This window comes from Variovorax sp. 10L426 (genome assembly GCF_056395305.1).
Window position 1 is genome coordinate 166840 of the sequence record NZ_JBFTJF010000011.1, and the last position, 15727, is coordinate 182566.

Here is a 15727-nt window from a genome sequence, read left to right on the forward strand (position 1 = left end):
ACCATGCGTACCTTCGGCTTTCCAGAATTCCTGTTCATCCTCCAAGCGGCCCAATGGACGCTGGCGCTGTCGCTGATCGCCTTCATCGGCGGAGCGATCCTGGGGCTCTTGATCGCGCTGGCGCGCACGTCGGAGAACAAGACGGCGCGGGTGCTGTCGACCGCCTTCATCCAGATCTTCCAGGGCACGCCGCTGCTGCTGCAACTGTTCCTGATCTTCTTCGGCGCGCCGGTGCTGGGTTTCGACATCAATCCGTGGATCGCGGCGGGCGTGGCGCTCATCCTGAACAGCGCGGCCTTCCTCGGCGAAATCTGGCGCGGGTGCATCGAGGCGATTCCGCGCGGCCAGTGGGAGGCAGCGCAGGCGCTCAACCTCAACTACGTTTCGCGCATGCGTGACGTGGTGCTGCCGCAGGCCTTCAAGATCGCGCTGGCACCGACGGTGGGCTACGTGGTGCAGATCATCAAGGGCACCTCGCTCGCGGCGATCATCGGCTTCACCGAAATCACGCGCGCCGGGCAGATCATCAACAACGCGACCTTCCAGCCGCTGGAAGTCTTTGCGACGGTGGCAGCGATCTACTTCGTCATCTGCTGGCCGCTTTCGTTGCTGGCAGCGCGCATGGAGCGCAAGCGTGCCCGCGCCCTGGCCAGATGAAGCACTCCCCCATGCTTCGCGCACTTCGTGTCGCTGCGCAAACCCCCTCGCCGGGGGCAACACCAGCGGCCCGGCAAAGCCGGTTCCGCGGTGTTTCCCGAATTCCATTCTTCTCTCGTTCGTTCAATCAAGGAGCTTTGACATGATCCGTTCCACCACCCGCCGCGCTGCTATTGCAGCCCTGGGCCTGGGCGCCGCGCTGACCGTATTCGCCCCCTTCGCAACGGCCCAGACGGTGGCCGACATCAAGAAGAAGGGTGAGATCACCATCGGCATGCTGGTCGACTTCCCGCCCTACGGCACCACTGATGCGAAGAATCAGCCCGACGGCTACGACGCCGACGTCGCCAAGCTGCTGGCCAAGGACTGGGGCGTGAAGGCCAACATCGTGCCGGTCACCGGTCCGAACCGCATTCCCTTCCTGCTCACGAACAAGGTCGACCTCCTCGTCGCCTCGCTGGCCGTGACGCCCGAGCGCGCCAAGCAGGTCCAGTTCTCGCAGCCCTATGCGGCAGCGACCATCGTGCTCTACGGCAAGACCGGCACGCCCATCAAGAGCGCAGCCGACCTCAAGGGCGTGCGCGTCGGCGTGGCCCGCGCCAGCACGCAGGACGTGGCCGTGACCAAGGCAGCGCCCGAAGGCACCGAGATCCGCCGCTTCGACGACGACGCGTCGGCCATGCAGGCGCTGATGTCGGGGCAGGTCGACGCCATTGGCGCTTCCACCACGGTCGCCGCGCAGATCGCCAAGCGCGTACCGGCCAACACCTTTGAGAACAAGTTCACGCTGGTGCAGCAGAACATGGGCATCGCGATGCGCCCGGGCCAGGAAGACTTGCAGAAGAACGTGAACGAGTTCATCCAGAAGAACACAGCCAATGGCGAGCTCAACAAGCTCTACCAGAAGTGGCTCCAAACCGACCTGCCCAAACTCCAGTAAGCGCCTGGCCTTTCAGGGAACACCCATGACCGACGCAGTTACGACCCACGCGGGCTCGGAATCGATCATCCAAATGGAGGCGGTGAACAAGTGGTACGGCACCTTCCAGGTGCTGACCCACATCGACCTTTCGGTGCGTACCGGCGAGCGCATCGTGATCTGCGGGCCTTCGGGCTCGGGCAAGTCGACGCTGATCCGCTGCATCAACCGGCTCGAGACGGTGCAGAAGGGCCGCATCGTGGTCGACGGCATCGATCTCACCGCCGGCGGCAAGAACGTCGATGCGGTGCGGGCCGAAGTCGGCATGGTGTTCCAGCAGTTCAATCTGTTCCCGCACCTCACCATCCTGCAGAACTGCACGCTGGCGCCGATGCGCTCGCGCGGCATGTCGAAGACGCAGGCGGAAGAGGTTGCGATGAAGTACCTCACCCGCGTGCGCATTCCCGAGCAGGCGCACAAGTACCCGAGCCAGCTCTCCGGCGGCCAGCAGCAGCGTGTGGCCATCGCGCGCGCGCTGTGCATGTCGCCCAAGATCATGCTGTTCGACGAGCCCACTTCGGCGCTCGACCCGGAGATGGTCAAGGAAGTGCTCGACACCATGATCGGCTTGGCTGAAGACGGCATGACGATGCTTTGCGTGACGCACGAGATGGGCTTTGCCCGCAGCGTGGCCGATCGCGTGATCTTCATGGCCGACGGAAAGATCATCGAGCAGGGGCCGCCGGCCGAGTTCTTCGGCAATCCGAAAAACGAAAAGACGCGCCAGTTCCTGGGGCAAATCCTGAGTTCGCACCAGGCGCACTGAGGCGTCGATCACCAACGGTATGACGCAGGTATTGATTTCTCTCTCATCGTTCGGCGCCGCCGAGACCGGCCGCCACGGCCAGCTCTGGTGCGCGCAGCTCGCCAAGGCAGCTGGCGCCGACAGCGTCGAAGTGCGCGGCGAGTTGCTGCGCGATCCGGCGACGGAGTTGCCAGCGATGGCTGGTCTTGCATCTGTCTATTCCAGCCCTGAAGGCCTCTGGGCCGAAGGGGGCTGGCTCGACAGTGCGGCGCTCGGTCGCGGCATCGCGGCCGCGACCACGCTCGGCGCCAAGCGGCTGAAGATGTCGATCGGCGACTTCCGCCCGTCGTCGCACGGCTCGCTGTGGGGCCTCAAGGTGCAACTCGCCGAAACGCGCATCGAACTCGTGATCGAGAACGACCAGACCGTTTCCGCCGGGACGCTGCCCGCGCTGCAGGCCTTCTTCGACGCCGCCGACCATGCCGGGCTCGACCTGGGCATGACCTTCGACATGGGCAACTGGCACTGGGTTGGCGAATGCCCCCTGCAGGCTGCCCAGGTGCTGGGCCGCCGTGTGCGCTACGTGCATTGCAAGGGCGCGCAGCGGTTGCCGGCCAAGTGGGTGGCGGTGCCGCTCGCGGACTCCGCGGCGCCCTGGCGCGCCGTGTTGCGCGCTCTGCCGGCCGACGTGCCGCACGCCATCGAATATCCCCTGATCGGAGACGACCTGCTGGCCGTCACGCGCGACCAGATCGCGCACATCCGCTCTTTGCGAGCCACTTCATGACGAATCCTTCCTTCGACGTCGCGCTGTTCGGCGAAGCCATGCTGCTGCTGGTGGCCGACCAGCCCGGCCCGATCGAAAACGCCACCGCCTTTCACAAACGCACGGCCGGCGCCGAGACCAACGTGGCGATCGGCCTCTCGCGCCTCGGCCTCAAGGTCGGCTGGGCCAGCCGGCTCGGCACCGACTCGATGGGTCGCGCGCTGCTCGCCACCATGCAGGGCGAAGGCATCGACTGCTCGCACGTGATCACCGACGCGACGCAGCGCACCGGCTTCCAGTTCAAGGGCCGCGTGACCGACGGCAGCGATCCGCCGGTCGAATACCACCGCAAGGGATCGGCCGCCAGCCACATGGGCCCCGGGGATGTCGATGAGAACTGGCTGCGCTCCGCGCGCCATTTGCACGCGACGGGTGTGTTCGCGGCGATTTCCGACACCAGCCTGCAGGCGGCGATCAAGTCGATGGACGTGATGCGCAGCGCGGGTCGCACCATTTCCTTCGACCCGAACCTGCGGCCGACGCTGTGGTCGTCGGCCGAGACGATGCGGCACTGGATCAACGATCTCGCGTCGCGCGCCGACTGGGTGCTGCCCGGCATGGAGGAGGGCCTGATCCTCACCGGCGAAAGTACGCCCGAAGGCGTGGCGCATTTCTATCGGAAGCTCGGCGCGAAGCTGGTCGTGGTGAAGCTCGGTGCCGAGGGTGCCTACTACGACAGCGATGTCGCGAGCACGGGGCGCGTCGAAGGCTTTCCGGTCAAGAAAGTCGTCGATACCGTGGGTGCCGGCGACGGCTTCGCGGCCGGCGTGGTCAGCGCGCTGCTCGAAGGCAAGTCGGTGCCCGAAGCGGTCCGGCGCGGGGCCTGGATCGGCGCGCGTGCCGTGCAGGTGCTCGGCGATACCGAAGGACTGCCGACCCGCATGCAACTCGAAGAGGCTGGCATCGAAGGCCCCCACGCTCAGCGCTTCGCGTCATCGCTGCCCCCCGAGGGGGCCGCAGCCGCCTTGGGGCGGCCCGGCGGCGGCTGGACTCGCAAGAAGATCCTCGTCTTTCGCGAACTCCCCGACGATCAACTGGCCCGACTGCAGGCCGCGCACGATGTCACGGTCGCCAATCCGCGCGAGGCCGCACAGCGTGATGCATTTGATGCAGCGCTGCCGCACGCGCAGGGCCTGATCGGTTCCAGCTATCCGGTCGACGATGCGCTGCTCTCGCGAGCGCCGCGGCTCGAAGTCGTGTCCAGCGTCTCGGTCGGTGTAGACAACTACGCGCTGGCGTCGCTGCACGCGCGCGGGATCATGCTGTGCCACACGCCCGGCGTCCTCGATGAGACCGTGGCGGACACCGTCTTTGCATTGCTGATGGCGACCAGTCGCCGCGTCGTCGACCTGTCGAGCCTCGTGCGCGAGGGTGCCTGGACGAAGAACATCGGCGAAGACCTGTTCGGCTTCGACGTGCACGGCAAGACGCTGGGCCTGCTGGGCTTCGGCCGCATCGGCCAGGCGATCGCGCGGCGCGCGGCCCTGGGCTTCGGCATGCCTGTGCTCTATCACGCGCGCCGGCCGGTGGATCTCGCAACGCAGGCGCCGGAACTGCAAGGACGCGCAATCCACACGCCGCTTGACGCGCTGCTCGCGCAGTCCGACTTCGTCGTCGCCATGCTGCCTTTGTCGGACAGCACGCGCGACATGATCGACGCCAAGGTGTTCGGCGCGATGAAGCCTGGCGCCATCTTCATCAACGGCGGACGAGGCGCCACGGTGCGCGAAGACGCGCTGCTCGCGGCGCTCGATCACGGCACGCTGCGCGCCGCCGGCCTCGACGTGTTCGCGACGGAGCCGCTGCCCATGGATTCGCCGCTGCGTACGCATCCTCGCGTGACGCCGTTGCCGCACATCGGCTCGGCCACGCACGAGACGCGCCACGCCATGGCCGAGCTTGCGACGACCAATCTGCTGCGTGCCTTGGCCGGTGAGCGGCCGCTCGCCGTCTACGACACGGCTTCGGCTTGAACGCACGAAATCCCATGCAGCGAACGGGGCGCGCGACCATTGCCGACGTGGCCAAGGCGGCCGGCGTGTCGAAGGCCACCGTCTCGCGCTTCCTCAACCATCGCGAGCGACTGCTGAGTCCGGACATCGCGGCGCGCGTCGAAGCCGCGGTCGCCCAACTCGACTACACGCCGAGCCCGATGGCGCAGGCGCTGAGCCGCGGCCGATCGCGGCTCATCGGCCTGATCGTGGCCGACATCACCAATCCGTACTCGGTGGCCGTGCTGCGCGGTGCCGAGAAGGCCTGCCAGGACGCCGGCTACCTCGTGATGCTCTTCAACCTGGGCAACGATATCGATCGCGAGCGCGAGGCCATCGATGCGCTGACTGGCTACCAGGTCGACGGCTTCATCCTCAACACGCTGGGTCGTGGTGCCGGGCTGGTCGATGCCGATGCGCTGCACGGCAAGCCGGCGGTGCTGGTGGACCGTCGTCACGCCGGCATGCATACCGATTTCGTGTCGCTGGACAACGTGGCCGCGATGAAGTCGGCATGCAGCCATCTCGTGGACGGCGGATTCCGCGAACTGCTCTACATCACCGAACCGCTGAAGGGCGTGAGTTCGCGGCGTGAGCGTTCGGCGGCGTTCGGCGCCTGCATGAAAGCGCACGAGCCGCGCGTGGCCGGTGAGGTTTTCGAATGCACGGGCGACGACAGCGAAAGCCTCGATACCGCATTGCGCGCGTTGCACAAGCGTGCCCGACGTGGCCGCCGCGCCGCCGTGCTGGCCGGCAACGCGGTCGTGACGCTGCGCGTGGCGACGGCCATGGCACGGCTGGGGCTGAGTTTCGGCGCGGACATCGGATTTGTCGGCTTCGACGATCCCGACTGGGCGCCGCTGATCGGGCCCGGCCTGACCGCCGTCGCACAACCCACCGACGCGATCGGACGTACTGCCGCCGCCTGCCTGATCGAACGGCTGCAGGGCCTCGAAGGGCCGCCACGGCAACTCTTGCTGCCGGGCGAACTGGTGATTCGAGGGTCGTCGAGCCAGGCTTGAGGGCAGACTGTGGAAGCCGTCATTCACGTCAACAGGACCGCCTCACCAATCTTTGCCGGATTCGCCACGATGCTGATCGACGAGATTCGATCCTCGTTCGTCTCGAACGCCAGCACTGAATGCAGCGTACCGTTGAAGAAGCGAAGCAGTCCCAACTCGCCGTTGACGCGCACCGGGCGATAGTCGAGCCGCGCGGCATGCGCGGAAACTTGACGGGCGATCACGTGGAAGAGCCGCGCGATGCGCTCTGCTCCATGCAAGGGCTTGAGCACGACGCGCGCATTGCCGCCACCGTCTGCCACGACCTGCGCATCGTTAGACAGCAGCGCGACGATGCGGTCGATGTCGCCGCTCGTCGTGGCCGCCACGAACTGCTCCACCAGCCAGCGATGCTGTGCCGGCGACGCTCGAAAGCGTCCGCGCGGCTCGCCCAAGCGTTGCCTCGCCCGATACACCAGCTGGCGGCATGCGCCCTCACTGCGTTGAAGGGCGTCGGCGACATCGGTGTAGTTGTAATCGAGCACTTCGTGAAGCAGGAATGAAGCGCGCTCATCCGGGCTCAATCGCTCGAGCATCAACAGAAAGGCGATGGACAAGTGCTGGGCCTTCTCCAGCTCGGTCTCGGGCGATGCCACCTCCGCAACGATGGGCTCTGTCAACCACGGCCCGACGTAGGACTCTCGTTCCACTTTCAAGGTCCGCAGGCGATCGATGCACAAGCGCGTCGTCACGCTCACCAGCCACGCTTCGGGCGAGCGCACGCGGCTGGTTTCGGCCTGACGCCACCTGAGGTAGACCTCCTGCACGGCGTCTTCAGCCTCCTGCCGTGTTCCCAACATCCGGTAAGCAATACCGAATAGGCGTGACCGCAGGTTCAAAAAAGTCTGGGTATCCGTCATCGCAGTGAACAGTCGTGGACGGTGACTCGGCACGCGGTGGTGACGAAACCGGAACCTCAAACGTCTTGTTCGATGAGGCTCATCGCCGAGGGGTTTCACGATGTATAGCGACTTCAATCAACCATTGACGTGGGAAGGAAATATGCTTGAGCACACCAGCACAGATGAACAGCGCATTCTCGTCACGGGCGGTACCGGCCATCTCGGCCGTGACATCGTGGGCCAACTGCTGGCCCGGGGCAAACAGGTACGAGTCTTGGCCAGGCTGCCGGGCGACGACCCACGGGTCGAATGGACCCGCGGTGATCTTGCGACGGGCGCCGGCTTGCGCGAAGCGCTTCATGGCGTGACCACCGTCATCAACGCTGCGACCTTCTCTCCGATCGCCCAGCGCGGCCGGATCCGACTGGTGGACTTCTTCACCACGCCTTCAGCGGTGGACGTGGGCGGAACGGGGCTGCTGCTGCATGAATGCCGGAATGCCGGGGTGCAGCATTTTCTGCACGTGTCCATCGTCGGCCTCAGCGAGGCTGCTTCGCTTCCTTATAGCAAGGTGAAGCTACAAGGCGAAACACTGGTTCGGCAATCGGATGTTCCGTGGTCCGTGGTGCGCGCCGGCCCGTTTTATTACCTGCTGGCGCGTCTCTTTGCCAGCATACGATGGATGCCTTGGTGGATCGTTCCCAACGTCATCATGGACGCGGTGGACACCGCCGATGTCGCGTCGTATCTCATCGAGTGCGTCGACGACGGCAGGCGCGGTGTGCGTGACGAGATCGGCGGGCCGTCAGCACTGCAGCTCTCGGAGCTTGCCCGCCAATATCTGCAAGCACGCCGACTGAACAAGCGCGTGGTCGGCTTCGATGTCGCCCCACAGACGGCGGTCCGGCTGGGCTTTGCCGAAGCGCACGGCCGCAAGGGGACCGCTGCCTGGCGTGAATGGCTCGCCGCCAACATCGACGAACCCAAAGGCAGGGTCAGGCGAGCGCCACTGCCTGCAACCGCATTCACTCCCGATGAAAGAGGCGCAAATTGACTACCAACCCACTCGACACCTGGCATCGCATCGTCGTTACTCAAGATCCGAGCGGTCTGCGAGACCTGCTCGCCGACGACGTGGTGTTCCACTCTCCCGTCGTCCACTCGCCGCAACGCGGCAAGGAACTCGCGACGCGTTACCTGGACGCCGCGCTGCACGTGTTCTTCAACCCGACCTTCCACGTCGTTCGCAAGCTCTTCGGCGAGAAGGACGCGATGCTTGAGTTCGAGAGCGACATCGATGGCGTGACCATCAACGCGGTGGACATCGTCAAATGGAATGCCGCTGGCCAGATCGTCGACTTCAAGGTGATGGTCAGGCCACTGAAGGCGATCGGCGTGGTGCAGCAGAAGATGACGGCGAGGCTTCAGGCGGGCAAGTGACGGACTCGTTGGGGACGCTCGATCGCCTTCGCAGAATTGCAGCTGACTCCATCGCCGTCCTTGACCCGAACGTATCGGGGTAGGCATGATTCAGTATCGCCGCCACCCAATTCGGGGACGGGCTCAAGATGCTGGGAGGTGGGACATGATTGGGCGTCGTCGAATCATCTCTGGCCTCGCGTGTGCCCTTGGGACGACGGCGCTGGCCCAGGTTCCGGGGCGGACGTATCACATCGCCTGGTTCGGATACACGGCAAAGAACACTGCGGACGAGGACCGGTACTTGGCGGCGTTCATCAATCGACTGGTTGAGCTCGGCTTCGTGGAAGGTAGGAACCTGACAATCGATTGGCGCTACGCGGAGGGAAAGAATGAACGCTACGCGGAGTTCGCTGCAGAGATGCGGGACAAGGGTGTCGACCTGGTCGTTACCGGCACTTCGACGGCGGCACACGCCGTGGTCGAGGCAAGCCGTAACATCCCAGTAGTCACGTTCGGAATCTTCGACCCGCTGCATACGGGTCTGGTCGAGAGCTTCGCACATCCGGGCGGCCAGGTCACTGGGATTTCAAACTTCAACTCCGACCTCATGCCAAAGCGAGTCGAGCTGTTCAAGGCCGCGGTCCCCACCGTCTCCAAGATCGCATTGGCCCGATGCCCGGAATGCGGGCGGCTGTCGGGCCTCAGCAGCGCAAGTATTGATGCGGCTTTCGAGAGCTACCGTGAAAGCGCGCGATCGGTTGGAGTCACCCTCATCCCCCTGGACATCAACGCGTCCGCAGATTTCTCGGCGGCGGTCGCGTTGATCGAGAGGCAACGAGCCGACGGAGTACTCCTGGGACCCAACCAGATCAACGCGAAGCTGCAGGATGACTGGCTTGCCTTCGAGGCAGCGAATCGGGTGCCTGTGATGGCAGGCAATCGCTTTGGAGCTCTCCTGTCATACGGCCCGGACTATGCGGCGATCTTCCGACGCGTGGCGGAGATCGGGGTGCAGATACTCAATGGCGCAAAGCCCGGCGACCTGCCGATGGAGCTGCCAACGAAGGTTGAGTTCGTTGTCAATCTGAAGGTTGCCAGAACCATTGGCTTGACCATCCCGCAGAGCGCGCTCCTTCGGGCCGACCAGGTCATATCGTGAGTCTCTCGTTGAGGCATGCTGTGCCGAAACCTGTTCCACTTGAGGAATCTGCTTCCCCCTGAGAGGTCGCATCATGAGAAATGCCTCCGCCGACCATGACCAGCTGGAGCGACTTGCTCGCCGTCGCGCCAGCGCCAAGATGGGTTGGTACATCCATGCGTTCGTGTACGTTCTGGTGAACCTGCTCCTCATTCTGTTGGCTTCTTCGCGCGGGCAGAACTGGTATGTGTACCCGCTCCTCGGCTGGGGCCTGGGGCTCCTGATACACGGCGCGGTGGTATTCCTTGTCGCGCCGGGCGGGGGCCTCTACGAGCGGGTGCTTGAGCGCGAGCGCAAGTCGCTGCGGGGCGGTGACCGTCGGTGACGCCTGATGGCCGGCTCTTGCCGGTCATGTTTTCCTTAGTGCTCGTCAGGTGGATGGCTTGGCCAATCCATAACCCAACTGGCGCTCGTGCCGTATTGAGAGCAACGCCACTTCTCGCTCGGAATGAGCGTAGAGCACTACGTGGCGAGCCAGCACCAGCTCCCGCAGCTCGGGCTGGCCAAGTGCTCGGGCAACTTGCCTTGCCTGCTCAGCTTGAAATTGCCCCCAGCCCGACCTGGCGTCTAGGAACCGAGCGGGTCGGCCGCTTGTGGGCGCGAACGAGAGAAGTGCCCGCGCTTTGACCACTTCAGCCTGCAATTTCTTGAAGCGCGCCGGCGCAGAAGCCGCGTCCTGTTCCTCCATGAAGCTACGTGCAGCGTGCAGGCACACCAGAAAGTTCGGAACCGCCCGAACCCTTGCGTTGACGGGAATGCTCACGGCGCCGATGCGACGCCGAGGGCCTGGTCCAGTTCCTCGTCAGACACGAACTGCCCCGCCAAGGCCTGCCGCAGGCCGGCGATGGCGTCTTCAGCAAGCACGAGGTTGGCGTGCTCCGACTCGAGGGCATGGTAGTAGTCCAGCCGGCGTGCATCGACCAAGGCAACGTAGCTCGCCCCGTTCTTGGTCAATACCTTCTCTGAGCCGCTGCCGACCACGTCTTCGGCCAACTCGGTGAGCCGGGCGCGCGCTTCGCTGATGGGAACAATGTCTGATGCTCTCAATGGCATATTGCAGTATCCGTTAAGGTTTGCATTAATACCACTCTAGCAGCGAAATCTGCTCCCTGCAATCGCCGCCGGAGCTCTGGCTCAGAAGCTCTTCACGTTGGGTCCAGGGGCAACCTGGCCCGCCCAATCCGGCAGAGACTGCGCATCCGCCGTCAAGAGACTGGCTGCGGAGAAGCCCGCCGTGCGTCGGGTCAGGGCTGGTTCACCGCGGCCACCTGGTCTTCCCAATCCGGCTGCGGTACTGGGTAGGGCCTAGCTTGATCGGCGCCCCGTGTGCGCGGCGGCTCGGGCGCGCTAAGCCTCGACCAGCGCGAGCACGCGCAACGGACTGCCCGAGCCTTCCTGGATCTTCAGCGGCGCCGACACGATCAGCGCCCCGGTGGGAGGAAGCTGATCCAGATTCTTCAGGCACTGAAGCCCATATCGGTTGGCGCCATGCATCAGCGTGTGGCAGGGGTAGGCCAGCGGCCAGCCGTACGACTGGCCGGCATCCGTGTTGATGGTCTCGACGCCGAACCCATGCACGTTCCGCTCGCGGATCAGCCACTCGACCGCCGCCTGGGTCGGGCCCGGCGTGTGCGCGCCGTCTTCGCGCATGTTGACGAAGGCGGCCGGGTCGCTGAGCCGCTTGGACCAGTCGGTGCGGAACAGCACCCAGGCACCTTCGGGAATCCGGCCGTGGGTGGATTCCCAGGCCTCGAGGAACTCGACGGTGAGCAGCCAGTCGGGGTTGTCCGCGACCTCCACGCTGGCGTCGATGACCACGGCGGGCGCGATGAAGTTGTCGGGCGCGATGGTGTCGACGGTATTGCGCGGGTGGTCCTTGCCCGTGACCCAGTGCGCGGGCGCATCGAAATGCGTACCGGTGTGCTCGCCGCATGAAAAGTTGTTCCAGTACCAGCCGGGGCCCGCTTCGTCGTAATGGGAGATGCGCTCCATCTTGAACGGCGAGACCTGGCCGAACTGCGGCGGCAGTTGCAAGGCGGGGAAGTCTTCGCTCAAGGTGTGCGTCAGGTCGATCGTGCGAACCGTCTGGTTGCGCATGGCCTGGGCCAGTTCGGTCAGGATAGTCATCGGTGGGTCCTGTGAAGAGAAATGGAGATTAAACGCTGCGCCGCGCGGTCACTTCAAGCTCGACCTTCGCACCTTCCACGGCCAGGGCGCTGCAGAGCGTGGTGTTCGCCGGGCGGTTGCTGCCCAGGCGCCGCCGCAGCACCTGGCTGACCGCCACCACGTCGCCACGGTCGGGTATGTAGACGCGCACGCGGACCACGTCGGCCAGGCTTGAATGCGCCTGCGAGAGGGCGCTCTCGATCGTGTCGAGGGCGACCTCGCACTGCTGCTCCGCCGTCGCAGGAAACTCGCCGGTCGCAAAGTCCTGCCCCAGCGTGCCGGAGACGAAGACCCATTCGCCGTCGACCACCGCGCGCGAGTAGCCGGCCAGTTCTTCCCAGCGCGAGCCGCTCTGGATGAATTCGCGTCCCATGTTCGACGCGCTCGTCATTGCGCCTTGAAGCCCGACTCGCGAATCACCTTGCTCCAGTTGCGGTTGGTGTCGACCACCCATTGCGCGACCTCACGGGCCGGCGCCGGATCAACCTCGTTGCCCATCTTCGCAAGGCGTTCCTGCAGTTCGGGCTCCGCCAGCACGGTCTTCATCGCCTGGTCGAAGGTCTCGACGAATTCCGGCGACATGCCCTTCGGTCCGAAGAAGGCCAGCCAGGGATTCTTGTCGATGCCGCTGAACCCGAGTTCTCGGAAGGTCGGGATTTCCGGTGCGGTCTTGCTGCGCTCCTGGCCCGAGCTGGCCAGGATGTGGACCTTGCCGTTGCGGTGGTATTCGATCAGCTCGGTCATCGAGGCGATGCCGATCGGGATCTGGCCGGCGAGCAGGTCCTGCACCATGGGCGCGCCGCCCTTGTAGGGCACCGAGTTCATCGTGACGCCGAAGGACTTGCCGATGATGTGGCCGATGAACTGCGGCACGCTGCCTGCGGCTGGCACGCCGTAGTTGGCCTCGGTCGGATGCGCCTTCACCCAGGCGCGGAGTTCGGCCATGTCCCTGACGCCGGTGGAGGCGCTGACGGCGAGCACGTTGTAGTAGCCCGCCACGCCAGCCAGCGCGGTGAAGTCGTTCACCGGGTCGTAGCCGGCGGCGGCGACCGTCAGAGGAATGATCACCTGCGTGTGGTCGATCGACAGCATGATCGTCGAGCCGTCCGGCGGCGCGGCCTTGAGCAACTGCGCGGCAATCTGCCCCCCGGCGCCGGGCTTGTTGTCGACGATGAAGACCTGGCCGTTCATGGCCTTGCCGAGCTTGTCGACGATGGCGCGTGCCACCACGTCCGTGGCGCCGCCCGGAGGAAACCCCACCAGCACGCGGATCGGACCGGTGTAGGGCTTCGTGGCGGCGAACAATGGCGACGAGAGCGCGGGCGCGAGCAGGGCGGCGGTGAATGCCTGGCCGAAGTGACGTCGGTTCATGGTTTTCTTCCTCGTGGTGGTTTTCGGAGAACTGGCGGGTGCTAACCGTGGTGCTTCTGCAGATCCAGCCGTGCGTGGATCAACAGCACTTCGACTTCGTGGCAGCGCACGAGGCGCAGCCACCGGTCATCGTCCATGCCGGGTGTGCGTGACGCGAGCAGGCTGATCCGGCAGCAATCGTTGCCTTGGCCGAAGGCGGTGCCGGGTTCGACCACGGCGCTGATGCGCGGGCTCAACGCTTCCGGCGAGCCGCCCACGTGATAGACGACCATGAGGCGCGCCGCGTCGGCGACGGGACGCACCCAGCTCGGCTGATCGTCGAACAGGGAGTGGCCCTGCACCACGCCATCGCCGACGGAGCGCGTCTGCCAGCACCCCATCGCCCATTGCCCGAGCTGAAGGCCGTCGGCAAGAAAGGCCAAGGCGACATCCGCGGACACCCGGCACACGATCGAGGCGCGATGCGACGGCAAGGAAAGCGTCGACATTGGGGACATCAGCGTGTCAGGCGCGCCAGTTCGCGCAGGGCGCCGACAACGTCGTCGGCGGTGTTGTAGAAGTGCGGGGCGATGCGAATGACGTCGTTGCGCGCCGAGACGACGTAGCCGGCTTGCAGCATCTGTGCCTCGACCTGCGCGGCATTCGGGATGCGGACCGCCGTATTGGCGCCCTTGGCGGAAGGCGTCGCCGGGCTGGCCACCGACAATCCCAGGCGTGCGGCTTCTTCGAGCGCGACCTCGGACAGTTGCGCCAGGTACGCCTCGATGGCGGGCACGCCGATCTCGTTGAGCAGGCCGATGCTGGCGCGCGCCACGCTGGCGCACATCATGGGCGGCGTGCCCGTGTTGAAGCGCTGGGCGCCGGCGGCGAAATCCAGCTTGCCGGGGTCGAACTCGAAGGGGTTCACGCGGCCGAACCAGCCGGTGACCGTGGGCGTGAGGTGCCGCGCGAGTTCGGGCCGCACATAGAGGAAGGCGATGCCCGGAATCCCGAGCAGGTACTTCTGTGCGCCGGCGGCGAGGATGTCGATATCCTGCGCGCGGACGTCGATCGCGATCGAACCGGCGGACTGGTACGCGTCGACGAACTGGACGGCGCCCCGCCTGCGCGCTTCGCGGCCGGTGGCGGCGATGTCGACGATCTGGCCGTCGTAGAAGCAGGCGTGCGACACCGACACCAGCGCGGTCTGCGCGTCGATGGTTGCCGCGATGCGGCGCGTCGCATCCGTGCTGCCGGCATGGCCCTGCACGAAGCGCACCTGCGCGCCGCGAGGCTGCTGCGCCAGCCAGACGTGACAGAGCGACGGGAAGTCGAGCGTGGTGGTGACGATGTCGCGGCGATCGCCCTCGAACCGAAGCGACGAGGCGATGCTCGACGCGGCATCCGACACGCTGCCCAGCACGGCGATGTCATCAGCATCGGCATGGATCATGCGAGCGAACTCCGCGCGCGCCAGCGCCACCTGGTCCATCCAGTAGCCCCAATCGGCACCGCGCCGCATCCAGACTTCGAGGTATTCGTCGATCGCGCGCTTGACCGGCAGGCTGAGCGCGCTTTGCGAGCAACTGGACAGCTGGATCGCGTTGTCCAGGATGGGGAAGAGCTTTCGGTACGAAGAGAATGGGTGTTTCATGAACTTGCCTTGTGCAACGACAAGGCCTTGAGGCGATGAACAAGAATGCCGACGCGGCAGCATCCCCTTCGGCGTGGATCGAGGTGCCGCATTTCGGTTGGAACACACTGATCGCGGACAGTGCGCCCACGGTGTTGTTTCGCAAGGGGGAAACCCTGTATTCGCAGGGCGACCCCGTCACGCACGTGTATGTGGTGGAGGAGGGGCGCGTGCGACTGGTGCTGCTGTCGGAGGCCGGCCATGAGAAGCACATGGCCATCGTCGGCACGCACGGCATGGTCGGGGAGTGCAGCGCATTCCTCGACGGCCGGCACTCGGTGAGCGCCGTGGCCTCGTCGGATGTCGTCGCGCGCCAGGTCGAGCGCGCGCAGTTGCTGCAGCGCATGGAGCGCGATCCGGAATGCCTGCGCCAGGTGCTGTGGCTCATGAGCGTCAAGCTGCGTGTGCTGGCGAACCAGAACCTGCTGCTGAGCCAGGCGACGGCGGCCCAGCGGGTGATCCATCATCTGGTGCAACTGGCCGACACGTACGGCGAGGTGCAGGCGGCCGGTGTTTCGATCCGCATTTCCTTCACGCACCAGGAGATGGCCAACATCACCGGCCTCAGCCGCGTCATGACCTCGAACGTGCTGATTCAGCTTCAGGATGAGGGACTGATCGAGATGGCCAGGTCGCATTGCGTGATTCGCGATATGCAGGGGTTGAGGCGGCGTGCGCCGGGTCTGTGATGCGTTTTGAAAGGTTGTGGGCCAGTTTAGGAATGCGCCGGAACGCCGTATGTCAACGGCTTTACATCGGCTGAAGTTTTTTCGCGGCCGACCTTTCGACCTTTTGAT

At 65.2% G+C, this 15727-nt stretch carries 19 protein-coding genes and 1 pseudogene; 12 read left to right on the forward strand and 8 right to left on the reverse strand.

The features are described 5' to 3' along the window. The first annotated feature begins 3 nt into the window (after positions 1-3). The 7 genes and pseudogenes from AC1DHL_RS17600 (at position 4) to AC1DHL_RS17630 (ending at position 6220) form a co-directional block, all read left to right on the forward strand. A complete protein-coding gene (locus AC1DHL_RS17600; RefSeq protein ID WP_478100784.1) occupies positions 4-657 on the forward strand; it encodes an amino acid ABC transporter permease in 654 nt (217 codons plus the stop codon). Between the two features lie 142 nt (positions 658-799). Continuing rightward, positions 800-1597, forward strand: coding sequence for a transporter substrate-binding domain-containing protein (locus AC1DHL_RS17605; protein WP_478162784.1), 798 nt, complete (start codon positions 800-802; stop codon positions 1595-1597). A gap of 25 nt (positions 1598-1622) precedes the next feature. After that, positions 1623-2402 (forward strand): amino acid ABC transporter ATP-binding protein, encoded by a 780-nt coding sequence (locus tag AC1DHL_RS17610; RefSeq protein ID WP_478162785.1) that lies wholly within the window; start codon positions 1623-1625, stop codon positions 2400-2402. A gap of 19 nt (positions 2403-2421) precedes the next feature. Next, positions 2422-3168 carry a sugar phosphate isomerase/epimerase family protein gene (locus AC1DHL_RS17615; protein ID WP_478162786.1) on the forward strand — a complete coding sequence of 249 codons (747 nt, stop codon included), beginning with the start codon at positions 2422-2424 and terminating at the stop codon, positions 3166-3168. Continuing rightward, a pseudogene (locus AC1DHL_RS17620) lies at positions 3165-4112 on the forward strand (sugar kinase); the annotation flags it as partial. The gene AC1DHL_RS17615 and the pseudogene AC1DHL_RS17620, both read left to right, overlap by 4 nt. Positions 4113-4172: 60 nt before the next feature. Beyond that, complete coding sequence (locus AC1DHL_RS17625) at positions 4173-5180, forward strand: 2-hydroxyacid dehydrogenase (RefSeq protein ID WP_478162821.1); 1008 nt, start codon at positions 4173-4175, stop codon at positions 5178-5180. Positions 5181-5194: 14 nt separating this feature from the next. Further along, positions 5195-6220 (forward strand): LacI family DNA-binding transcriptional regulator, encoded by a 1026-nt coding sequence (locus AC1DHL_RS17630; RefSeq protein ID WP_478162787.1) that lies wholly within the window; start codon positions 5195-5197, stop codon positions 6218-6220. Positions 6221-6243: 23 nt separating this feature from the next. Here the strand turns inward: AC1DHL_RS17630 and AC1DHL_RS17635 are convergent, their stop codons facing one another. Continuing rightward, the gene (locus AC1DHL_RS17635; protein ID WP_478162788.1) at positions 6244-7218 is read right to left on the reverse strand and encodes an RNA polymerase sigma-70 factor; all 975 of its coding nucleotides are present in this window, start codon (positions 7216-7218) and stop codon (positions 6244-6246) included. A gap of 1 nt (position 7219) precedes the next feature. On the opposite strand from AC1DHL_RS17635, the gene AC1DHL_RS17640 reads away from it, so the two are divergent. From AC1DHL_RS17640 to AC1DHL_RS17655, 4 genes are all read left to right on the forward strand, one after another. Next, positions 7220-8155 (forward strand): SDR family oxidoreductase, encoded by a 936-nt coding sequence (locus AC1DHL_RS17640; protein ID WP_478162789.1) that lies wholly within the window; start codon positions 7220-7222, stop codon positions 8153-8155. Then, the gene (locus AC1DHL_RS17645; RefSeq protein ID WP_478162790.1) at positions 8152-8541 is read left to right on the forward strand and encodes a nuclear transport factor 2 family protein; all 390 of its coding nucleotides are present in this window, start codon (positions 8152-8154) and stop codon (positions 8539-8541) included. Before AC1DHL_RS17640 ends, AC1DHL_RS17645 begins: the two co-directional genes overlap by 4 nt. Before the next feature lie 145 nt (positions 8542-8686). Further along, positions 8687-9682 carry an ABC transporter substrate-binding protein gene (locus AC1DHL_RS17650; protein ID WP_478100797.1) on the forward strand — a complete coding sequence of 332 codons (996 nt, stop codon included), beginning with the start codon at positions 8687-8689 and terminating at the stop codon, positions 9680-9682. Positions 9683-9755: 73 nt separating this feature from the next. Beyond that, positions 9756-10046, forward strand: a complete 291-nt coding sequence (locus AC1DHL_RS17655) for a 2TM domain-containing protein (RefSeq protein ID WP_478162791.1) — start codon at positions 9756-9758, stop codon at positions 10044-10046. A 45-nt stretch (positions 10047-10091) separates the two neighbouring features. Here AC1DHL_RS17655 and AC1DHL_RS17660 read toward each other — a convergent pair whose 3' ends face one another. From AC1DHL_RS17660 to AC1DHL_RS17690, 7 genes are all read right to left on the reverse strand, one after another. Continuing rightward, on the reverse strand, positions 10092-10484 hold the full coding sequence (locus tag AC1DHL_RS17660; RefSeq protein ID WP_478162792.1) for a hypothetical protein: 393 nt from the start codon (positions 10482-10484) through the stop codon (positions 10092-10094). Next, positions 10481-10774, reverse strand: coding sequence for a type II toxin-antitoxin system Phd/YefM family antitoxin (locus AC1DHL_RS17665; RefSeq protein WP_478162793.1), 294 nt, complete (start codon positions 10772-10774; stop codon positions 10481-10483). Before AC1DHL_RS17665 ends, AC1DHL_RS17660 begins: the two co-directional genes overlap by 4 nt. 294 nt (positions 10775-11068) lie before the next feature. Then, on the reverse strand, positions 11069-11848 hold the full coding sequence (locus AC1DHL_RS17670) for a cyclase family protein (RefSeq protein ID WP_478162794.1): 780 nt from the start codon (positions 11846-11848) through the stop codon (positions 11069-11071). A gap of 28 nt (positions 11849-11876) precedes the next feature. Then, on the reverse strand, positions 11877-12260 hold the full coding sequence (locus AC1DHL_RS17675; RefSeq protein ID WP_478162795.1) for a RidA family protein: 384 nt from the start codon (positions 12258-12260) through the stop codon (positions 11877-11879). A gap of 14 nt (positions 12261-12274) precedes the next feature. Further along, entirely contained in the window at positions 12275-13258 is a 984-nt protein-coding gene (locus tag AC1DHL_RS17680) for a Bug family tripartite tricarboxylate transporter substrate binding protein (protein ID WP_478100803.1), read from the reverse strand. A gap of 41 nt (positions 13259-13299) precedes the next feature. Further along, entirely contained in the window at positions 13300-13746 is a 447-nt protein-coding gene (locus tag AC1DHL_RS17685) for a hypothetical protein (protein ID WP_478162796.1), read from the reverse strand. Positions 13747-13754: 8 nt separating this feature from the next. Further along, the gene (locus tag AC1DHL_RS17690; RefSeq protein WP_478162797.1) at positions 13755-14891 is read right to left on the reverse strand and encodes an aminotransferase class V-fold PLP-dependent enzyme; all 1137 of its coding nucleotides are present in this window, start codon (positions 14889-14891) and stop codon (positions 13755-13757) included. Positions 14892-14926: 35 nt separating this feature from the next. Here AC1DHL_RS17690 and AC1DHL_RS17695 point away from each other — a divergent pair, with 35 nt between their 5' ends. Beyond that, complete coding sequence (locus tag AC1DHL_RS17695) at positions 14927-15619, forward strand: Crp/Fnr family transcriptional regulator (protein WP_478162798.1); 693 nt, start codon at positions 14927-14929, stop codon at positions 15617-15619. Positions 15620-15727: the final 108 nt, after the last annotated feature.

Coding starts and splice junctions, on each gene's coding strand:
- AC1DHL_RS17600 (WP_478100784.1), top strand. CDS start 4: ATGCGTACCTTCGGCTTTCCAGAATTCCTGTTCATCCTCCAAGCGGCC.
- AC1DHL_RS17605 (WP_478162784.1), top strand. CDS start 800: ATGATCCGTTCCACCACCCGCCGCGCTGCTATTGCAGCCCTGGGCCTG.
- AC1DHL_RS17610 (WP_478162785.1), top strand. CDS start 1,623: ATGACCGACGCAGTTACGACCCACGCGGGCTCGGAATCGATCATCCAA.
- AC1DHL_RS17615 (WP_478162786.1), top strand. CDS start 2,422: ATGACGCAGGTATTGATTTCTCTCTCATCGTTCGGCGCCGCCGAGACC.
- AC1DHL_RS17630 (WP_478162787.1), top strand. CDS start 5,195: ATGCAGCGAACGGGGCGCGCGACCATTGCCGACGTGGCCAAGGCGGCC.
- AC1DHL_RS17640 (WP_478162789.1), top strand. CDS start 7,220: ATGTATAGCGACTTCAATCAACCATTGACGTGGGAAGGAAATATGCTT.
- AC1DHL_RS17650 (WP_478100797.1), top strand. CDS start 8,687: ATGATTGGGCGTCGTCGAATCATCTCTGGCCTCGCGTGTGCCCTTGGG.
- AC1DHL_RS17655 (WP_478162791.1), top strand. CDS start 9,756: ATGAGAAATGCCTCCGCCGACCATGACCAGCTGGAGCGACTTGCTCGC.
- AC1DHL_RS17665 (WP_478162793.1), bottom strand. CDS start 10,774: ATGCCATTGAGAGCATCAGACATTGTTCCCATCAGCGAAGCGCGCGCC.
- AC1DHL_RS17670 (WP_478162794.1), bottom strand. CDS start 11,848: ATGACTATCCTGACCGAACTGGCCCAGGCCATGCGCAACCAGACGGTT.
- AC1DHL_RS17675 (WP_478162795.1), bottom strand. CDS start 12,260: ATGGGACGCGAATTCATCCAGAGCGGCTCGCGCTGGGAAGAACTGGCC.
- AC1DHL_RS17680 (WP_478100803.1), bottom strand. CDS start 13,258: ATGAACCGACGTCACTTCGGCCAGGCATTCACCGCCGCCCTGCTCGCG.
- AC1DHL_RS17685 (WP_478162796.1), bottom strand. CDS start 13,746: ATGTCGACGCTTTCCTTGCCGTCGCATCGCGCCTCGATCGTGTGCCGG.
- AC1DHL_RS17690 (WP_478162797.1), bottom strand. CDS start 14,891: ATGAAACACCCATTCTCTTCGTACCGAAAGCTCTTCCCCATCCTGGAC.
- AC1DHL_RS17695 (WP_478162798.1), top strand. CDS start 14,927: ATGAACAAGAATGCCGACGCGGCAGCATCCCCTTCGGCGTGGATCGAG.